The organism is Phormidesmis sp. 146-20, assembly GCF_052939475.1.
On the sequence record NZ_JBJPHT010000031.1, the window covers coordinates 58,656 to 74,632 of the forward strand.

Annotated in this window: 19 protein-coding genes and 1 pseudogene; 14 read left to right on the plus strand and 6 right to left on the minus strand. The window is 46.4% G+C overall.

The annotated features are described in order from the left end of the window. Positions 1-29: 29 nt before the first annotated feature. Entirely contained in the window at positions 30-1,391 is a 1,362-nt protein-coding gene (locus ACKFKH_RS21410) for a hypothetical protein (protein WP_446860381.1), read from the plus strand. Here ACKFKH_RS21410 and ACKFKH_RS21415 read toward each other — a convergent pair. Together ACKFKH_RS21415 and ACKFKH_RS21420 are read right to left on the minus strand one after the other, a co-directional pair. Further along, on the minus strand, positions 1,382-4,564 hold the full coding sequence (locus ACKFKH_RS21415; protein WP_446860382.1) for an NACHT domain-containing protein: 3,183 nt from the start codon (positions 4,562-4,564) through the stop codon (positions 1,382-1,384). The genes ACKFKH_RS21410 and ACKFKH_RS21415 overlap by 10 nt on opposite strands. 280 nt (positions 4,565-4,844) lie before the next feature. Continuing rightward, positions 4,845-5,033, minus strand: a complete 189-nt coding sequence (locus tag ACKFKH_RS21420; RefSeq protein ID WP_446860383.1) for a hypothetical protein — start codon at positions 5,031-5,033, stop codon at positions 4,845-4,847. A 263-nt stretch (positions 5,034-5,296) separates the two neighbouring features. Here ACKFKH_RS21420 and ACKFKH_RS21425 point away from each other — a divergent pair, with 263 nt between their 5' ends. Both ACKFKH_RS21425 and ACKFKH_RS21430 read left to right on the plus strand, forming a co-directional pair. Further along, positions 5,297-5,623, plus strand: a complete 327-nt coding sequence (locus ACKFKH_RS21425) for an NfeD family protein (RefSeq protein WP_446860384.1) — start codon at positions 5,297-5,299, stop codon at positions 5,621-5,623. Positions 5,624-5,641: 18 nt separating this feature from the next. After that, a complete protein-coding gene (locus ACKFKH_RS21430; protein ID WP_446860385.1) occupies positions 5,642-5,875 on the plus strand; it encodes a hypothetical protein in 234 nt (77 codons plus the stop codon). 230 nt (positions 5,876-6,105) lie between these two features. Here the strand turns inward: ACKFKH_RS21430 and ACKFKH_RS21435 are convergent. From ACKFKH_RS21435 to ACKFKH_RS21450, 4 genes and pseudogenes are all read right to left on the minus strand, one after another. Next, positions 6,106-6,159, minus strand: a pseudogene (locus ACKFKH_RS21435) (hypothetical protein); the annotation flags it as partial. Between the two features lie 127 nt (positions 6,160-6,286). Continuing rightward, positions 6,287-6,655 (minus strand): type II toxin-antitoxin system VapC family toxin, encoded by a 369-nt coding sequence (locus ACKFKH_RS21440; RefSeq protein ID WP_446860386.1) that lies wholly within the window; start codon positions 6,653-6,655, stop codon positions 6,287-6,289. After that, complete coding sequence (locus ACKFKH_RS21445; RefSeq protein WP_446860387.1) at positions 6,652-6,864, minus strand: hypothetical protein; 213 nt, start codon at positions 6,862-6,864, stop codon at positions 6,652-6,654. Before ACKFKH_RS21445 ends, ACKFKH_RS21440 begins: the two co-directional genes overlap by 4 nt. After that, positions 6,851-9,181 (minus strand): tetratricopeptide repeat protein, encoded by a 2,331-nt coding sequence (locus tag ACKFKH_RS21450; RefSeq protein WP_446860388.1) that lies wholly within the window; start codon positions 9,179-9,181, stop codon positions 6,851-6,853. Before ACKFKH_RS21450 ends, ACKFKH_RS21445 begins: the two co-directional genes overlap by 14 nt. Before the next feature lie 328 nt (positions 9,182-9,509). On the opposite strand from ACKFKH_RS21450, the gene ACKFKH_RS21455 reads away from it, so the two are divergent. The 11 genes from ACKFKH_RS21455 (at position 9,510) to ACKFKH_RS21505 (ending at position 15,935) form a co-directional block, all read left to right on the plus strand. Further along, complete coding sequence (locus ACKFKH_RS21455) at positions 9,510-9,713, plus strand: hypothetical protein (RefSeq protein ID WP_446860389.1); 204 nt, start codon at positions 9,510-9,512, stop codon at positions 9,711-9,713. Between the two features lie 142 nt (positions 9,714-9,855). Continuing rightward, the gene (locus tag ACKFKH_RS21460; RefSeq protein WP_446860390.1) at positions 9,856-10,314 is read left to right on the plus strand and encodes a hypothetical protein; all 459 of its coding nucleotides are present in this window, start codon (positions 9,856-9,858) and stop codon (positions 10,312-10,314) included. Beyond that, a complete protein-coding gene (locus tag ACKFKH_RS21465; protein WP_446860391.1) occupies positions 10,292-10,558 on the plus strand; it encodes a hypothetical protein in 267 nt (88 codons plus the stop codon). The genes ACKFKH_RS21460 and ACKFKH_RS21465 overlap by 23 nt, the downstream gene beginning before the upstream one ends. Positions 10,559-10,560: 2 nt before the next feature. After that, a complete protein-coding gene (locus ACKFKH_RS21470) occupies positions 10,561-11,154 on the plus strand; it encodes a siphovirus Gp157 family protein (protein ID WP_446860392.1) in 594 nt (197 codons plus the stop codon). Positions 11,155-11,217: 63 nt separating this feature from the next. Then, positions 11,218-11,799, plus strand: a complete 582-nt coding sequence (locus tag ACKFKH_RS21475) for a hypothetical protein (RefSeq protein ID WP_446860393.1) — start codon at positions 11,218-11,220, stop codon at positions 11,797-11,799. Positions 11,800-11,808: 9 nt separating this feature from the next. Continuing rightward, positions 11,809-12,228 carry a hypothetical protein gene (locus tag ACKFKH_RS21480; RefSeq protein ID WP_446860394.1) on the plus strand — a complete coding sequence of 140 codons (420 nt, stop codon included), beginning with the start codon at positions 11,809-11,811 and terminating at the stop codon, positions 12,226-12,228. 2 nt (positions 12,229-12,230) lie between these two features. After that, positions 12,231-13,034, plus strand: coding sequence for a hypothetical protein (locus tag ACKFKH_RS21485; protein WP_446860395.1), 804 nt, complete (start codon positions 12,231-12,233; stop codon positions 13,032-13,034). After that, positions 13,013-13,747, plus strand: coding sequence for a hypothetical protein (locus ACKFKH_RS21490; RefSeq protein WP_446860396.1), 735 nt, complete (start codon positions 13,013-13,015; stop codon positions 13,745-13,747). Before ACKFKH_RS21485 ends, ACKFKH_RS21490 begins: the two co-directional genes overlap by 22 nt. Next, entirely contained in the window at positions 13,747-14,424 is a 678-nt protein-coding gene (locus tag ACKFKH_RS21495; RefSeq protein ID WP_446860397.1) for a Mov34/MPN/PAD-1 family protein, read from the plus strand. Before ACKFKH_RS21490 ends, ACKFKH_RS21495 begins: the two co-directional genes overlap by 1 nt. After that, a complete protein-coding gene (locus ACKFKH_RS21500) occupies positions 14,393-15,232 on the plus strand; it encodes a ThiF family adenylyltransferase (RefSeq protein WP_446860398.1) in 840 nt (279 codons plus the stop codon). Before ACKFKH_RS21495 ends, ACKFKH_RS21500 begins: the two co-directional genes overlap by 32 nt. 25 nt (positions 15,233-15,257) lie before the next feature. Further along, complete coding sequence (locus ACKFKH_RS21505) at positions 15,258-15,935, plus strand: Uma2 family endonuclease (protein WP_446860399.1); 678 nt, start codon at positions 15,258-15,260, stop codon at positions 15,933-15,935. Positions 15,936-15,977: the final 42 nt, after the last annotated feature.

Sequence of the window (15,977 nt, forward strand, 5' to 3'; positions counted from 1 at the left end):
GACTACCGGGGGTGCTTTTTCAAAAGGTTATGACTGAGAATCTATCTTCACCTCAAACTATCCGTTTGGATCGTGCTGGACTTCGACAGACCACCGTCCGATTTTTGCGCCGCATTGGGTTTCGTCCTGGTAATCGGATCTGGCTGCGGATTTCGTGGGATTTGCCAACTCAGTTGATTCCTCCCAGGTGGGCTTCCTACCAGAAAGGGGACAAGCAAATTTATCAGCACTATGTATTTTGCGGCAAGGTGACGAAACGGGGTTTCACTTTGTGCGCCTGCATACATAATGGACGAGATGCAGCAGGCAACACTCGCTGGAAAGTGAGCCGTCGCCGTTATCGAGATGGCTGGAAAGTTGCCTTTAAATTTTCGTGGCTGGGTGCAACGGTTTGCTTCTACCCCAACCAACCAGAGCAGGGCATCAGTAATGATCATGTCAACCATTGCAATTGCCTTTTTTACGAAATTGATGACCAACCGCTGACTGAGCAGCAATTAGCTCTGGAGCGGTTGAAAGACCAGACAGGACTGCATCCCGCCGCTATTGCCTATACGGGTGGTAAGTCCCTTCATGTCTATATTCGCTGTCAACAACCATTAGCTCCTGAACACTGGTTGAGACTCAATCGCAAATTAGCCATTTTGCAGAATGCTGACCCTGCGATTTGTAACCCAGCGCGATCGATGCGGCTAGCAGGAATGGTACGTCGCAAAGTCGTTGATGGTCAGTTGGGTCCACCCATTCCAATCACGCTGGAAGAAGAGAGCGATCGCCAATACAGCCCAGAGGAACTGGAAACCGCACTCGATGCTACTGGTTTATTTCCCTATGACTTACCTGAGCAACGGTGGCGAAAGTGGGGGCGGCTCACGCGGCGATCGAAAACCGATGAAACCGTTGACCCACTTTCTGCTCTGCTCGATCCACCCGTACCACCCTCCCGACCGAATCGACTGCAACCTCTGAAACGGTTAGGACAGGTGGGGTGCAACCCACAACCTATCAAGCTGCCCCAGCGACGCGGCAGCGGCGCAGCCATTCCGCTATTGATTTGCCTGACTCACGATGATCAACGTTTGTTGCAGTGGGGCGAAGGGGAAGGCAACCGCAACAATGCAGGGTACAAGCTGGCTCGTAATTTATTGGGTACAGCGAACCTGCTCGATGAGGAAGGGATTGCTTACTATCCTGATCCACAGCGATTGTTTCAACGCTACTGCGATCGCTGCACTCCACCGCTTGACTCTGATGAAGCTGATGCAATTTGGCAGAGTGCGAACAAGACTCTTGCCTATGCTAGTCGATCACTGGACTCGATCGTCCTTAGCATTCAGCATTGGCAGGCGATAAATCAGCCTCGTAAGAAGCCATTGCGACCTCAAACGTAAATTTCTTGCATTGCTTCAAATTCTTGCCACTTATCTTCTCCAATAACACTCTTTGCTATTTCAATGGCTTCTTGCCCTCCAGCACCGTGTTTTATGAGCAAACCTGCATTCCAACGAATTCCAATAGACGGATGTTCAAGAGCTTGTACTAGAACGGTTGAAGGCAATTGAATTTGTGTAGCTCGTTCCCACTTAAAGTCAACAGGCACTTTGGGGCTTTGGCTAAAAATGGAACCAACTGCTCTTTCATCTTCATAGATTTTTTGCAATTGCTTCAGCGCCAGTAGATTTTCTGAAACTGTATTTGATTGCAGTAACGCCTTAATAGAAGCTAAATCGAAAGAAAAAAACCGATTTGTATTCTCCAGCATCCATACCGCTTCTGTTGCCAATATTTGAGAGTTAATATTCAGGATGAAAATCATTCCCCTAAGCACGGTATCAATAGCTTCTAAATCATAGCTATTGCCCAGAAGATCCCAATAAGTGGTTGGCATATTCCACCATCCCATCCCTTTGAGAAGGATTCCGAGAGTAACTGACTCTTGCGCTTGCTGTCTTGATTCCGATATTGCTGTAGGAATCCCAGTTAATCGAAGAACTGCTTCTAAAAATACCCGATCACCACATTTTGCACGTTCTTTCCTTTCTATCTCTAGTAAGGTATTGCGTGGACTGAACTCCGCAAAAAGCTTGTTAGGACGAGTAAGCTTTTGCCAAAAATCAACCCATTTCTTCTTATCTTCCTGTTTCACAGAAGATTTTAAGTTTTCTGAAATATAATCGCGTAGTAGTTTCTCTACCAATATGTGAGTTCCAACATTGAGAGAGCCTTGAGAAGTTAACTGTAAAATCTCATTGGCAGTCTCAACGTTTGATTGTCTTTTGAGTAGAAGCTGACAACCTTTGACAATTACTTGATCTCTGATCTTCCATTCAGAAGTACTACATTTCCTTGCACTTCCACCTGAGAATGGGCTTCTCTTAGACACAACTGATTCTGTTATAATTTGTTTAATAACCTCTTTGAGGTCGTTTGCATCGATGCTATCTTCGCAACAATTTAGTGCAAGGCTCATTGCTGATACTTGAGTCCAAGAATAAGTACTTGCTAGTAGTGACACTGCAATACTCGCAATGATCCTTGAACCCTTATTTGCTATTAACAAAAGTGCCTCGGTCGCTTTAAAAGCTATATCAGGCGAAGAGGATTTTAATCGTGGTTGAATTCGTTCGATTAATGCTTCTAAAAGTTCAGGCGATATTTCACTGGCTTCTGCTGCTACCTTTATCGCTAAAAGCGCTTCTGGTGAAGTTGTATCTTCTGAGTTATCTAGTTCAAGCAAATATGTGGCGATTCTCTCTCCTCGCCCCAAGCCAGCCGCAAAGCATATCGTTTCTCTCCAGCTAGAGTCTTGTCTGACTTGCTGAATCCACTCCCTTAACAGTACTTCACTTAAATGAGAAGCGTATTGCCCTGCTGCATATTCACATAGAGAGAGATGAACAAAATTTATTACTTTCTGATACCCAAGCTTGAAGCAATCAAACATCCGTTGATTTCTCCAAAAAATGATTCCCTTCTCAGCTTCTTCTTCAGCTTGTATTGATGTAAAACCTCTCTCTTCAAGCTCTTGAGTCAAGCTTTCAACAAGCTCTTCTTCAGTGAGAAGAGGCTGGTGCATTAATTTCCAACCTGCTATTTCAAGAACACGCTTTGCACTTCTCTTGCTAAGTTCAATAGATTCTCTATGTTGTGGAAGATGCTCACAAGCTAAATTGATAACTGCTTTATAGATTTCCGTTCGATTCTTCTGCCTAAGATCTACATCTAATCTTATTAGTTGAACAATAAAACCAAGTAACAGTGGGCTTCTTGATACAAGGGAACGTAGCTTTTCATCTTGTAGAAGATTCTCGAATAAAGCTAATTTTTTCTCAAGTTCATCTTGCTCGATGGGAGAAGTTGTTAGAAGCTTCTTAAAGTACTTCTGAAGACTTTCTTTGTCTAGAGGTTGAATCTCTACCTGTTTCCATCCAGGAAGTAGTTCTGGCTCATAACCGATACGGTTAGTAGTAACAACTCTAGCTGCTGGATGCCCTGCCGCCCATGAGATGAGTTGCTCTGCAACATTTGCTCGATCAGTATTGCACTCATCTAAGCCATCTGCTAAAAGATAATCGGCATTTTTGAGAGCTTGCCGTATTATGTTCTGATTTAGGTTTAAGCCATCTGTTGCATTTTCTAAAATTGCATCACTAAATGTTTTACCTCCTTTGGAACGCCACAGGCGTAAAACTTCTGGAAGACGAACTAATAGAACCTTCTTGCCGATGCAAGATAGCTCACAAGCCATTCGTCGAAGTAAGGTGCTTTTGCCGCTGCCTGGATGTCCGATTATAATGCTTAAGGGGTAAAGCTCTTTGATCAATTCTGCTTTGAAAGATTCCCTATCCCCTTCGATACATCTTGCTTCTAATGGAATCCAGTTGGTTTTAATAGAGAATTCCTCAGACAGTGCTGGAACAACAAATTGAGCGGTCTTGTTTGCAAGCCATGCTATATAATTGCGAACAAAGACTATTTGTTCAGTTTTGTCGCCCAACCTTTCAGCCTGTTCCTGTCCGCAAAAAGCGATTACCCATGCTCTACCAAAAAAGTCACTAACTAGTTCTGGCTGCTGTTTGAGTTTAATAGATAACTCACGACTGTCCCAAGAGACTAATGTTATGCCTCTGCTTTGAAGAATCTTGCTTTGGGACTCCAGTTCATCAGTCCGCTGCTTTGCTCCCAAACTCTCCTTTGTACACAAAATGAAGGTTTCTGTTTTATCAACCCAGTCTCCTTCGAGAAACTTGGAGATTGCTTCACGTATTTTATAGGGACCGAAGTCATTGACACGTTTGCATTGATATACCACGTAGCTTTGTAGGCGTGGTTTTCTTGCATAAATATCAATGCCTTCCTGCTTATCACCACGCTCACCGTACAACTGACAGGACTCTATACCAGCTTCTAGTCTGGCTAAACGTAGACAAAGCTTCTCAAAGTTTTCCCAGGTTAGCTCTTCAAGTGGAAGAGCTTGAAGTCTTGTCTGAACAGGCAACGTATCCACCGGAGTTGGAGGCTCGTCTAACCAAGAAGGAACAGAACTGCTGGTTTTTTCTTCCATGAACTTGAAGCTGATGACCGTATTTATGTATGGTAATAAGTTTCTCTGTTAATACAGCCTTTATAGGTAAAATATTTCCCCAATCGACTGCCTCATAGCCGGGGAAATCAGTCACCTATCTCGTCAGCAGCTTCTCCTCAGTTCCCCAAAACATCAGTCCGCCTCGTATGATCTTGTACTCTCGACTGTCCCGCTTTGGTCTAGAACCGAATACAGCTCAAGTTTCAAGCGTGCTATTCAGAGTGTAGCGAAACGCGATCGCGCCGCTCTTAAAGCTTCACTAAAAACAACTGAATCTTTTTGTGTTCGATGCATAAATTTGAGCGTAGCGATCGCTCAGTTCTTCGATCGTCAGCTTATCGCCGAAGTTGTCCTGCTCCTCCCAGGCTTTGATTGAGTCTTGGAGTTTCTGCCGTCCAGTGGGGGTGAGTACAACACCTCGTTTGCGTTTGGGCTGTCCTGAAGTCATAGCGATTTTCAGTAAGAGATCCGGATTGCCGAAGTTAAAACCCGACCTTCTGGAAGATAAGTGGGTTTTCCCGATTTTAAGCGGATTCAATCGGTCTTGGGTCTAAATTCTCTAAACGCTGAAAAGCGGGCGGGTGAAGGGACGGGATTGTTTGCCTGAAAAAGGCTTAATTTCGGATCTAACCACTGGATTTTCCCTGGTTCAGACGAGTTTGGAATTGCACACTAAGAGCATCAAACCTAAGAGATACAGGAGTGCCAGCGATGAGTCTCACATTTGCACCAGAAACCATTGAATTGTTTCCTCAAGCTGCGATCGGTGAAGTTGAGCAAACCATTACCCAGCACCAACGAGGGCGAGTTGAGTTCATGGCGACCACCTGGTTTGCCCGGTTTTACTATCCCAACTGTGCAGAGGCATTGCCGGGTATGCGCGTGAGGGTGATTGGCAGAGAAGGTCTGACGCTGCTGGTAGTTCCAATGGACAGTTGGATTCATCCGCCAATCCCCATTGCTGATCAACCTGAAGCCAACCCGTCAGATCTGCCGGGATGGATGCAGCAGATCGGTCCTGGTTTGCTACCTGCTTAAGTTAACGGAGGCAAGATCATGATGCATCATCCTCGTCAGCATGGCTGGCTGTTTAGATTTGCCAGTAAGGTACTCAAATATTTTCTGCTGAGCCTGTTTGGGTTAGGAATTACCTGTTTGCTGTCGGTCGTTTTGGCAGCATTTCCACTGGTTGAAGTTCTGATCAGCCTTTTTGGGTGGTGGTTGGTTCGGATAACCATTATCGTCGTTTGTTTGATGGCAACGGCTGTGGTGATTGAATCTGTCCGGTAAGGCTTGTCGCTATTCACGGCAATTTACTCGAATCAGCATCCCGATAGAGGCGAGCCATGTTTTAGGCTGCCTCATTTCCCTGAATGGCAGTTTCAATCTCCTCTGAGTTGACGCTGGCATAAATCCAGGCGTTGACTAAATCCGTGGCAGATAGAGTGGGGTAGTCGTAGAGGAGCATGGGTTTCACTCATTCCTAGATTACGAGCTTGCACCAATACCCAAACCAGAATTTGGGTTCCTTCGATACAGGCATCGCCACCACAGATACCAGGTGTTTTGGTAATTCAGCGCCAGTTTCGGCTGAGGCTGTGAGACAGGATCTGAATTACCTCCAGCTTTTCGACGGGCGTGAGAGAAAGTAACTGCGCTGCTAATTTCTGTAAGGTCATGGTTCTGCTGGCTTCAGTCTTTTTATTTGATAGATAATGATTGGGTTTGTATTGTAGAAATACTGGATAATTTGAGATCGTTCGTTAACAAGAGTGCATTGAGAGACTGCGCTGTCGCTGCAATAATCGCATCAGGCAATTTTAAGCGATGCTGTTTACGAAGGGCGATCGCCTGACTTTTAATTGACTCATCAATACCGATAATCAGCAGTTGAGTTAAGAAATTTCGGATTTGTTGTTCTTCTGCCAGACTAAGGTTGGGATAGGAAAGCAATTCCATCTCAGTGATGATAGAAGCGTGATATAAACCAATGGGGAGAGGAGCTACTAAGCGTCCACCCAGGTAATACAGAGCGATATTTGTATCAAGTACGATGAGGGACTGATTCACGACCACTCATCCCTGACTTGCTGTTGATAGTCCAGAGGATCAACGGTTAACTGAATTACACCAGCATACTCAGCCAGCGTTGATGCAGTATCTTGCTGTTGGTAAGTTTCTAGAATTTTCTCAATGGCTTGCCAATCTTGATAGTCAATCAAAACAGCTACAGGACGCATTGATTCATCCGTGACAATTTGTTTTTTAATCGGTTTCATCATTTACTCCTGAGTCAGGTTTTACAGACTCATTTATAATGTGATTTTGCATTGACTGCCTCACCCTCTCCACCTGCTTTGGTGCTTTCATTTCACTAAACAGCCGAATTGCTTCCTGGAAACTTTCATAACTTACTTCTATTTCACCTTTTGCCTGTTGAGTTAATCCAAGCTGAAACTTTGCCTCTGCCAGATCAGAGCTAGCTCCGATTCTTTTTGCAAGCTCGATTGCTGCTGTATTATATTGAGTTGCTTTACTAAAATCCATCTGTTCTCGAAGCAAACTAGCTATTCCATGCATAGCTCTCACTTTAATCTGGTTGAATCCCAATTCTTCTACAAGGGAAATTAGTTCTTGATACAAATTGAGGGATCTTGCGTAGTGCCCTAAGTTTTTATAACCTAGAGCCATAAAGACTAGACCCATACATTCATTCCAAGATTTATCTTCCAACTTGGATAAAAATTCAAAAGATTCCTCCAATAAGTTTAAGGTTATGTCTTGATTGTTTAAACAAGAAAAAATAGAAGCTAAGCAAGCTTTAGAGACATATATCAATACGTCAGAGTTTATTAACTGATTAGAATAAATCGGGCTATTAGTATAAAAACTTATTAATCCTTCCATTTGTGAGATATATTCTTCAAAATCTTTTACAGCTTCTTCTATTTCCCTAAGTTCAATTTTACAGACACCAACATTATAGCTAGCTAAAAGTTTAAGCCTTCTTAGGTGATAAACTAGCTTACTTTGACTATCAAAATCCTGATCTTGCAGGCATTGATCTGCAATCTTTTTGGAATATGAGTGACACATAATTGCTTTGTGGAGTTGACCCATTGCCCAATACTGATCACCCAACAAGTTATAAAGTTTTCCCTGAGGAAACCCTGGCTTCACTTTATCAACCACTCTATCGATCTCAATAATTATTTGTTGTGATAATCCTAATCTATAAAAAGATGAGCCAAGGCGAGGAACATATCTACTCTTTAGATTTCTTCTCTTGATAATCACATCACAAGCTTGATCAAAATCATCAATTTCAACGTAGTGATAATAAGCTTCAAACGCTTTTTTTGCATCCTCAATCGATTCAACGGTTGTGACAAATGTAGTCCAGAATTCCGCCGATTTTCGGTTGGCTGCTTCTAGATCTTCACTCAACCTCAATCGATTGACTGTCTCTTCTCGAATTACCGGATGCAACCAAAATTCTCCATCCTCAAAATCAATCAACGATCGATCCTGCAACGATTTAATCACCCGTCGATGGCGATTTTCTGGTACATCCCATAACAAGCAAAATAGACCTTCGATCGGTACAGTTGGCACATCCTGATAGCGATAGCATCCCATTCGGCAAAGTAACTTATACGCATCTGGCTCAAGTTGTTGCAGGCGATCGAACTGTTTCGTGACTAAATCTTCCAGGTCTCGCTCAATAAACAAGTCGTCTTGATTTGCCTGCCAGTAAGCTTCGACATCACCAGAGAAATCCTCCAGAACAGCACCACTGATGATATCCATTGCCTTTGCATTTCCACCGTAAGCATCCTGCAAAGCAGCTAGAGCAGAAGTCTCTGTATTGATAGTGCGGCTCTGAAAAAATTGTTCCCAGGCTGGCACGCCTAAACTTCTCAAGGAATAATGCTGCACCGTGACATCCGCTTCCCGCAGGCGTTCTCGGCTGGTGATTAAGGTAATCGACTGCACAGTCGGATCACTCAGCACTCGTAGCAGTTCCACATAGCGACGATGGGCTTCAATAAATTTGCCTGCTGAATCCAATGCGGGTTCCAGGTTGTCAATTAAAATGCCAATGCGATCAGTTTGCAGTTTGCGTTTGAGTCGATCGAGCGACACCAAAAACTCACGTCCGGGTTCTTCACCCAGTTGCCGCAGTTTCTCTTCAATCAGTCCCTCGATCGAGGCAATATCCTTCGTCTCCTTGGCAATGGGAAACTCCAGGAAGGAGCCAAACTCTTGTTGCAGATACTTTCGCGCCAGCGTCGTTTTGCCCACACCGCCCCTTGCTTGAATCACAATGACCCTAGCATTGCGGCTGATCAATGCGTTGAGATCGGCGATCGCCTCATCCCGTCCCACAAAATTGGGGTCAGTGGTTAGGGTTGCGTGAGTTGCTGGAATATGGTCGCTATCCGCCAGCGTCAAGCCAAACGATTCAAAACAGCGGGTGATCGTGCGTTTATCGGAGCCTTTGCAATCCAGAACATTCTTCACTGTCTCAGGGTCGAGTCCAGTCAATTCCCCTAATCGTTCCAGCGTATATTTGTAGCCAGAATTCTCCTCCATCTCACGCGATCGCAATCGCTCCCGGAGCTTCTTCAGCCCATCCGGTGTCAGCACACGGGCACGGTTTCGTTTGGGAGCGTTCATACGTCCTGATCAATTTACTCTGGCATTACTGCTATTTTGGCGGACTTTGGGGAAGATAAGCATCCGCAAGGCGTTCACTTAGATCAAAGGAACCCAGCTATGTACTCTCAAACCATTACAGGCAAGGGAGTTGAGGATTTTAGCCTGCCTCCACTAAATTCGGGATTAACCACTGGATTTTCCCTGGTTGAAAACCAGTCCAACCTGGAGACTATTAGTACAAACGTTTAATCGGAGGTTGGCTATGGTTTTCGATTGCCAGTTCACTCTATCATCGTCCGCATCATCCTCAACCGCCAGTCAAACCATGAGCCAGACCAGTCCCAGTGCGGCGATCGCACCTCCAACCCCGCCAGTGTTTTCTGGCAACGATATGTTTTACATCATTATCGCCCTCTCTGTCCTGATCCGGGTCATTGTTAATCCGCCTGACCAACGTCAAAAGTAGCATCTACCAGTAGCGTAGCCTTCTGAAAAACCCATCGGGAGGCTTTTCTCTGCTTACTGCGAAAGGGTATCGATTTTTGCACAACAACCTTAACAAAGAGGCTACCGCTTCGCTGTGGTGATGATCAGTAAAAGGCAATCCCATGAATCATTACCTCAATTTCACATTGATTGGCGAAGACGGTCGCTTTCATATCCTCTTGCCTTGGCAAAATGCCCATGCCGTTGGGTTTAATGTGATTGATACTCACCTGCAAAGTGTAGTGCCAGAGGCGGTGTTCGATCGCACTCGTCAATTGAAACTCTCTGAACACCAGCCCGAAGCGAACAGCGTCGATTTTCATGTTTGGCAGCGGCAGCAGAAATTGCAAGATTTTCACGCATACCAACAACGTCTCTCATCACTCATCGGCGGTGTCGTTCAAAAAGTCGGAATCAGCGCGGAAGGGAGCACCTACCTCATCATCGCAAATGCGGAAACTCAACAGGTCTTTCGCGTCGCCGTAGAAAAGTTCATAGGAGCCAGTCGAGCTGGATACTTGTCCATTACCGAACAGCCGCCAAATCCAGAAGCAACAAATGACTTGTTCAACGCTTCGTAATGCGATCGCCACCGCTACCGCGCTTTTGAGCATGACGATTGATTGCTCAAACCCTATGGCGTATTTGAATTCTCAAAGATTGCAAAATCCTTTGGAACTAGGCTGGCTGTGGATGCTCGATTTCAATGCTTCAATGCCAAAACGCAAGTCGAAGCAAGACCAACAAGAAACAGAAGCTCTTGCTCAGTTTGAAGCTGAGGTTGAAACCCGTCGCGACTATCATCAAGTGTGTGGGAGGTGGTAACGATGCCTAAAACAATTCCACCCTCTATTGCTCTGCGATCGCTCAAAGGCATCAGCATTCTTGCTGCCCAAACCTGGCGACACTTGAATGGGGCTGAAACACCAGAGCAAGAAACTGAAGTTCTGGAACAACTCTGGTTATTGCAAGACAGTCAGGAAGCCGCGATCGATGCTCATGCAGAACTCGCGGATCAGATCGATGCAGAACTAGTTGCTATTAAAGCCAGGATGGAGCATTTGATCAAAATTCATGTAGCTGAGATCGAGCGCTTGACACGCTGGCGAGAGAGCCTCGATCATACCATTCTGCAACTCAACGAGTCTGGATTGATTGCCTCCGAAGTTGCCGGCCAGCAACGCCGCATTCGCATCAAACTCAATCCTCCTTCCTGTGAAGTAGTGGACATGAGCCAGGTGCCGACTGAGTACATCACGGTCAAAGTGGTTGAGGAACGTCGGGTGAATAAAACTGCTGTAAAGGATGCCTGGAAACGCGGGATTCCAGTTGCAGGCACTCAGGTAGAGCGGAGGCGCAAAGTGGTTTACGAACTTGCTCCAACCAGTCTAGAGCGAATGAAAGTAGCTCAAAACTCCTAACCTGAAACTTGTCTTGAAGTGAGGCACTGAGCGATCGGTGCCCTTTTTGATTGGAGGATGCTGATGTCTGACAAGACTGACCGATGGCTCAGTTTCGAGAGTGTTGCCAAAATACGTCACGATATCGCTGAGAACCTGGAAGCACTGGTTCATGAATCCAGTCCTGAAAAAGCCTTTCGAGAGCGTAGCCTGCTATTCAATCGAGAACGATACGAAGCAGATCAGCCCTGTTTGCAGTGGTTAAAATCTGAAAGTGAAAATAAAACAGAGTCGCGATCACTAACCGTTCAACAATCAACAGAACAAAGCGATCGTACCTATCAATTGGATTCATTACCAATCACAGTGCAACTACGCTGGCAACCGGGTCAACCCCGCAAAGTGTTGATTACAGCAACTAGCTACGACGATTTTCCCATTGCTACATTGATTGATGAATCAGATTTGGGCGAGCTACCGCCTGTCCTGAATAATCTGCTGGAATCATTGCACCAGGATTTGCCTGTACGAAAGCTGCGTTATCAGCAGAAGCAACCGAAGACTCAAGCTAAAGAAACTCCGAAGCAAACTTCACTGCCTGCTAAAGTCCCATCGAATGATTCAGCAGCTAAGCCTGTCCAACTGACTCAAATTTCGTTGTTTTGAGGGTAGAAGATGGAATCAAAAATACTGGTTGTTTTAGAAGGTCAGCAGCACTGGATCGATGCTGAAATTGCTCAAAGCGATGAGCTACTACGACAACTGTTCAGTACTCTTAGCCCAGAGCTGGCGGGAGCCGAAATTAAGCGGAGTGATAACCGCATTGATCTGATCCCGCGTAAGGGTACGAAAGGCATGAACCCGTTGGAAGTTCTGAATGCGGCTGCAATTGAAATTAATCCGGGTGTGGAGTGTTGTTTGGCACTACAACAACTGGAACTACGAGTTGGAATCGATACTGCTAATGCAAGTGCGATCGTCCAGCAAATTGAGTCTGCACTCGAACAAAGCAAGAAGTGGGAACAAGCACTTAAAACGACTTTGCATCGATTGGATCAAGCCTCCTCCCACAGTATTGTTCCGCTTGGATTTTAGCTATGCGAATCCCAACAACTCACGCTGAAATCAGCCACCGACTACATCAATACCATCCCTGGGAAACGGTTAGTCTAATGAGTGCTGCCTCGTACCTCGAAGAACGGTTAACGAGCTATCAATTATTAGCGTTGTACCAAACCTTCTTCCCCGATCCGTTTGTCAGCAGCACGGCATCTCTGTATGAACGTCATAGTCTAGAGGGGCATACGCATCGGGAGCTTGAATTTCTAGAGGAACTTGACCGACACATTCCAGTTGGCATGTGGACAATTGAACGAGCGGGTGAAGCTCAACTAGATGGGCTTCCTGTTTTGGATATGGGCATTGATGTTTACGAAGAGGATGCGATCGAGCGGTCACGTCCAGCCGTTCAAATCCTGTTACCGTTGAGCCGGGAAGGACGGCACTGGTTAGAAACCCTTGACGGCAACGAGTGGTACGAAGGTCAGTTCAACCTTGGCTTGAGCCAAATTCAACATCCCGATCGCGTGTCTTCCAAACATCTGCGTCAACGGTTTAACCAGCAACGTCCCCCACTCCGATTTGTGCCTTTGCTGCTAAGCCTGCTGGACAAAACCACAGGTAATGTTTGGCTCGATTGCACCAATAATGAGGCATGGTTCGGTTACGGCGGCGATACCGTCCTGCGCTGGACAGAAGCTAATCTCCGTTTGTTGATGGTGCAGTGGAGACAAGCAGAAATTATTCTCAGTCGATGTGAGGCACTGCTGGACTGGTTGGAAGGGGATTTAACGCCCCGCTTTAACAAGGTACTGGAGCTATGGAACCCACTTTACAACTGAATCTTGAGGATCGAGCCGCTCTCCAAGAAGCAGTGTTGCAAACCCTGAAAAGCGAAGATTGGCGACAACTTGAAGCCGCTATTTTCGTAGCGAATGGCATGTATGTTTATAAGCGTAAGGTGAGTGACCATCTCCTTGCCTTTGAGTACAAGTGCCTCTCACCGGAAACCCTTCAGAGAGCCTTTCACATTGAGCGGATTGATACGGGCTGGCTGCCGAACAGTGTTGTGCGTTGCGGTTCCAATACCGCTGGTGAGTGGGCAGTTTTGTTTATGCCACCAGCTCAACAGACGATCGCCTTACAGGAAACCGGAACGGTGCAAGTCCCACTACCAGGAATGGTAATGGTTGGAGTTGGCAGGGATTACCGCATTTGGGCAGTAGCAACTAAGCAGTTTGAGCCAGATGCAGTAGGCTATCATGCCCCGCTGCCGAATGTGTATGACAATGGCAGGATTTGCTGGGGCACGAACCGTCCCCCGATCGCTTCTCCCCAAAACATCATTAAAGCCTGGGAGTTGTTCATCTCCAGTCCTTTTAACGGAGATCTGGCTTATGGCAAATCGCGCAGCCATCACTCAGATGTCAGGCAACAACTCACTGCCTTGAGTAGGCGGCGGCGCAAGACCTATCCAACTAATGACTTAATGCCAGCCTGCAAGGGCTATCGATATCTAGCGATCGCAGATTTAGTCGAGGAATTTATTACATGATGAATCAGTCACCTATTACTCCTCATTTGATTGAGTACTATATTGTTACAAAATTGCCTTTGCCGATGCAACACGCCAGTAGCATTGAATATTGGATTGCTAATAATGGTGTGTTTGTTCGTGCTCAGCGTCCAGGTCTAACTGTGCTGATGCCGATTTCTATGCATGAGCAACCGATGAAAGGCTTGGTTGAACTCCAACCATTTATGCAACTGAACCCGCTGGTTCCTGAAGAGTTGTTGTGGCGACTATGGGCGAACGCCTATCACGACTGTCCAAAGGAGGTCTTGTTTCATCTGATTCTAGAAGATGGGCGATGGCAACTGATCACCCCCGACCAACTGCAAAGCCAAACCAGTTGCCAACCGTTTGATACCAGCATAGACTCTTCTACTCACCAGGCGTTGATCGAAATTCACAGTCATGGCAATTTACCTGCCTATTTCTCACCGGCTGACGATACGGATGAGTGCAGCGGCTTTCGTATCTATGGGGTGTTGGGCAATGTTACAGAAGTTCGATCTGAAATCTTGCTACGGGTTGGCTTATTTGGACATGGCTGGACAATTCCTGTGCAGCAGGTGTTTGACGTAGATGCCAACCACGGACTGAACGACCTGTGCCAAACCAATGGGAGTGTGTACTATGCTATCAACCGATCGCATCTTGAACTATGAAATAATCGACGCTCGCCCGGTGATTGTGCCACCGACAGAAACGACCGAGTTTTGGGTTGTTGGTTGTGGAGGAACTGGATCGTTTCTGGTGCAGTTGCTATGTCGGGTGTTACAACATCTCAGCCAACAGGGGAAGCGTGCAAGTCTCGTACTGGTTGACCCAGACCAGGTTGAGGCGAAAAACCTGACGCGGCAATGTTTTTGTCAAGCGGAAGTAGGATTGAACAAAGCGGAGGCATTGGCGGCTCGGTATGGGATAGCGTTTGGGCTGCCAGTGCGGGCGATCGCTAAACCCTTCAAGCCGGACATGATTGCTCGGAACTACAACACGTTGACGGTGCTGATGGGCTGTGTGGATAATGCCAAAGCTAGAGCTAGTCTCGCAAAAGCGTTGGAATTCAATGATGACCGCAGCCCCAGGGTGTGGTGGATTGATGGCGGGAATGGCGATCGCTTTGGGCAAGTGTTGATTGGCTCCAGTCTCTCAAAGGTTCAAAAGGATTACGAGTTTAGTGAATTGGGCTGCATCTGGCTACCTGCGCCCAGTGTGCAAGCGCCAGAACTGTTGATCAGTAGACCGGAAGAGCACTTGGACAATCGGCTATCCTGTGCGGAACTGCTGTTGCTGAATGCTCAAGGTTTAATGGTGAATCCGCAAACAGCGGTGCTAATGGCGGAGGTAGCGTTGGAGCTGGTGAGCGGATGCCTGAAGCGGTTTGCAGTGTGCTTTGACCAGACGAGTGGAGTCATGGCCTCAAAGTATACGACCCCAGCGGCTATAATGCGAGTAATTCGAGCGAATGGATAGGCAACTTTCACCAGAGAACTGAGCCATGACGACCGTGATTGCGGCACCAATTAGTCAAATTAAGCTGGCTCCTGGCAGTGCGATCGCGATCGCGGGGCTGACCTGGAAGACCTATGAAGCCCTGCTGCAAGAGATGGGAGAAAATCGATCGACTCGAATTGTCTATGACCGGGGAGTGTTGGAAATCAGGATGCCGGGAGAACCCCACGAAATTGTCAATCGACTGCTGGCAAAAATCATTACGATGCTGGCGATGGAATTCGGGATGGAAGCGAATGATTTTGGGTCGGTGACGCTGAATCGGGAGGAACTCGATCGCGGGATTGAGCCAGACTCTTGTCTCTACATCCAGAATGCTGCGAGGGGACAGGGGATGGCAGAGACTGTTTCGGAAAACGTGCCTCCTGATCTGGCGTTGGAGGTGAATATTGCGAGATCCTCAGCCAGTAAGATGGCGATTTATCAGGGGATGGGAGTGCCGGAAGTCTGGTTATACAGGCAAAATGGGCTGAGAATCCAGTTGCTTCGGGACGGGCAGTATGGGGATGTTGTCAACAGTCGAGCGTTTCCGATGGTCACTGTTGAGCAGTTGAATCAGTGGATTGAGATGCGGAAGACTGAGACGGATTTGGCAGTACTTCGAGATGTTCAGCAGTTTTGTAGGTGCAGTAATCTCTACTGTGAGAACAACTTGGGATTGTAAAATAAATTGTGTCAAAGGTCAGAAGTTGAGATCTAATGAACT

Bases quoted from the DNA above. Each gene is read 5' to 3' on its own strand.
- ACKFKH_RS21490 (WP_446860396.1), top strand. From the start codon at position 13,013: ATGGAACCCACTTTACAACTGAATCTTGAGGATCGAGCCGCTCTCCAA.
- ACKFKH_RS21455 (WP_446860389.1), top strand. From the start codon at position 9,510: ATGGTTTTCGATTGCCAGTTCACTCTATCATCGTCCGCATCATCCTCA.
- ACKFKH_RS21430 (WP_446860385.1), top strand. From the start codon at position 5,642: ATGATGCATCATCCTCGTCAGCATGGCTGGCTGTTTAGATTTGCCAGT.
- ACKFKH_RS21475 (WP_446860393.1), top strand. From the start codon at position 11,218: ATGTCTGACAAGACTGACCGATGGCTCAGTTTCGAGAGTGTTGCCAAA.
- ACKFKH_RS21445 (WP_446860387.1), bottom strand. From the start codon at position 6,864: ATGAAACCGATTAAAAAACAAATTGTCACGGATGAATCAATGCGTCCT.
- ACKFKH_RS21485 (WP_446860395.1), top strand. From the start codon at position 12,231: ATGCGAATCCCAACAACTCACGCTGAAATCAGCCACCGACTACATCAA.
- ACKFKH_RS21425 (WP_446860384.1), top strand. From the start codon at position 5,297: ATGAGTCTCACATTTGCACCAGAAACCATTGAATTGTTTCCTCAAGCT.
- ACKFKH_RS21500 (WP_446860398.1), top strand. From the start codon at position 14,393: ATGCTATCAACCGATCGCATCTTGAACTATGAAATAATCGACGCTCGC.
- ACKFKH_RS21495 (WP_446860397.1), top strand. From the start codon at position 13,747: ATGAATCAGTCACCTATTACTCCTCATTTGATTGAGTACTATATTGTT.
- ACKFKH_RS21415 (WP_446860382.1), bottom strand. From the start codon at position 4,564: ATGGAAGAAAAAACCAGCAGTTCTGTTCCTTCTTGGTTAGACGAGCCT.
- ACKFKH_RS21420 (WP_446860383.1), bottom strand. From the start codon at position 5,033: ATGACTTCAGGACAGCCCAAACGCAAACGAGGTGTTGTACTCACCCCC.
- ACKFKH_RS21460 (WP_446860390.1), top strand. From the start codon at position 9,856: ATGAATCATTACCTCAATTTCACATTGATTGGCGAAGACGGTCGCTTT.
- ACKFKH_RS21465 (WP_446860391.1), top strand. From the start codon at position 10,292: ATGACTTGTTCAACGCTTCGTAATGCGATCGCCACCGCTACCGCGCTT.
- ACKFKH_RS21505 (WP_446860399.1), top strand. From the start codon at position 15,258: ATGACGACCGTGATTGCGGCACCAATTAGTCAAATTAAGCTGGCTCCT.
- ACKFKH_RS21480 (WP_446860394.1), top strand. From the start codon at position 11,809: ATGGAATCAAAAATACTGGTTGTTTTAGAAGGTCAGCAGCACTGGATC.
- ACKFKH_RS21450 (WP_446860388.1), bottom strand. From the start codon at position 9,181: ATGGAGGAGAATTCTGGCTACAAATATACGCTGGAACGATTAGGGGAA.
- ACKFKH_RS21410 (WP_446860381.1), top strand. From the start codon at position 30: ATGACTGAGAATCTATCTTCACCTCAAACTATCCGTTTGGATCGTGCT.
- ACKFKH_RS21470 (WP_446860392.1), top strand. From the start codon at position 10,561: ATGCCTAAAACAATTCCACCCTCTATTGCTCTGCGATCGCTCAAAGGC.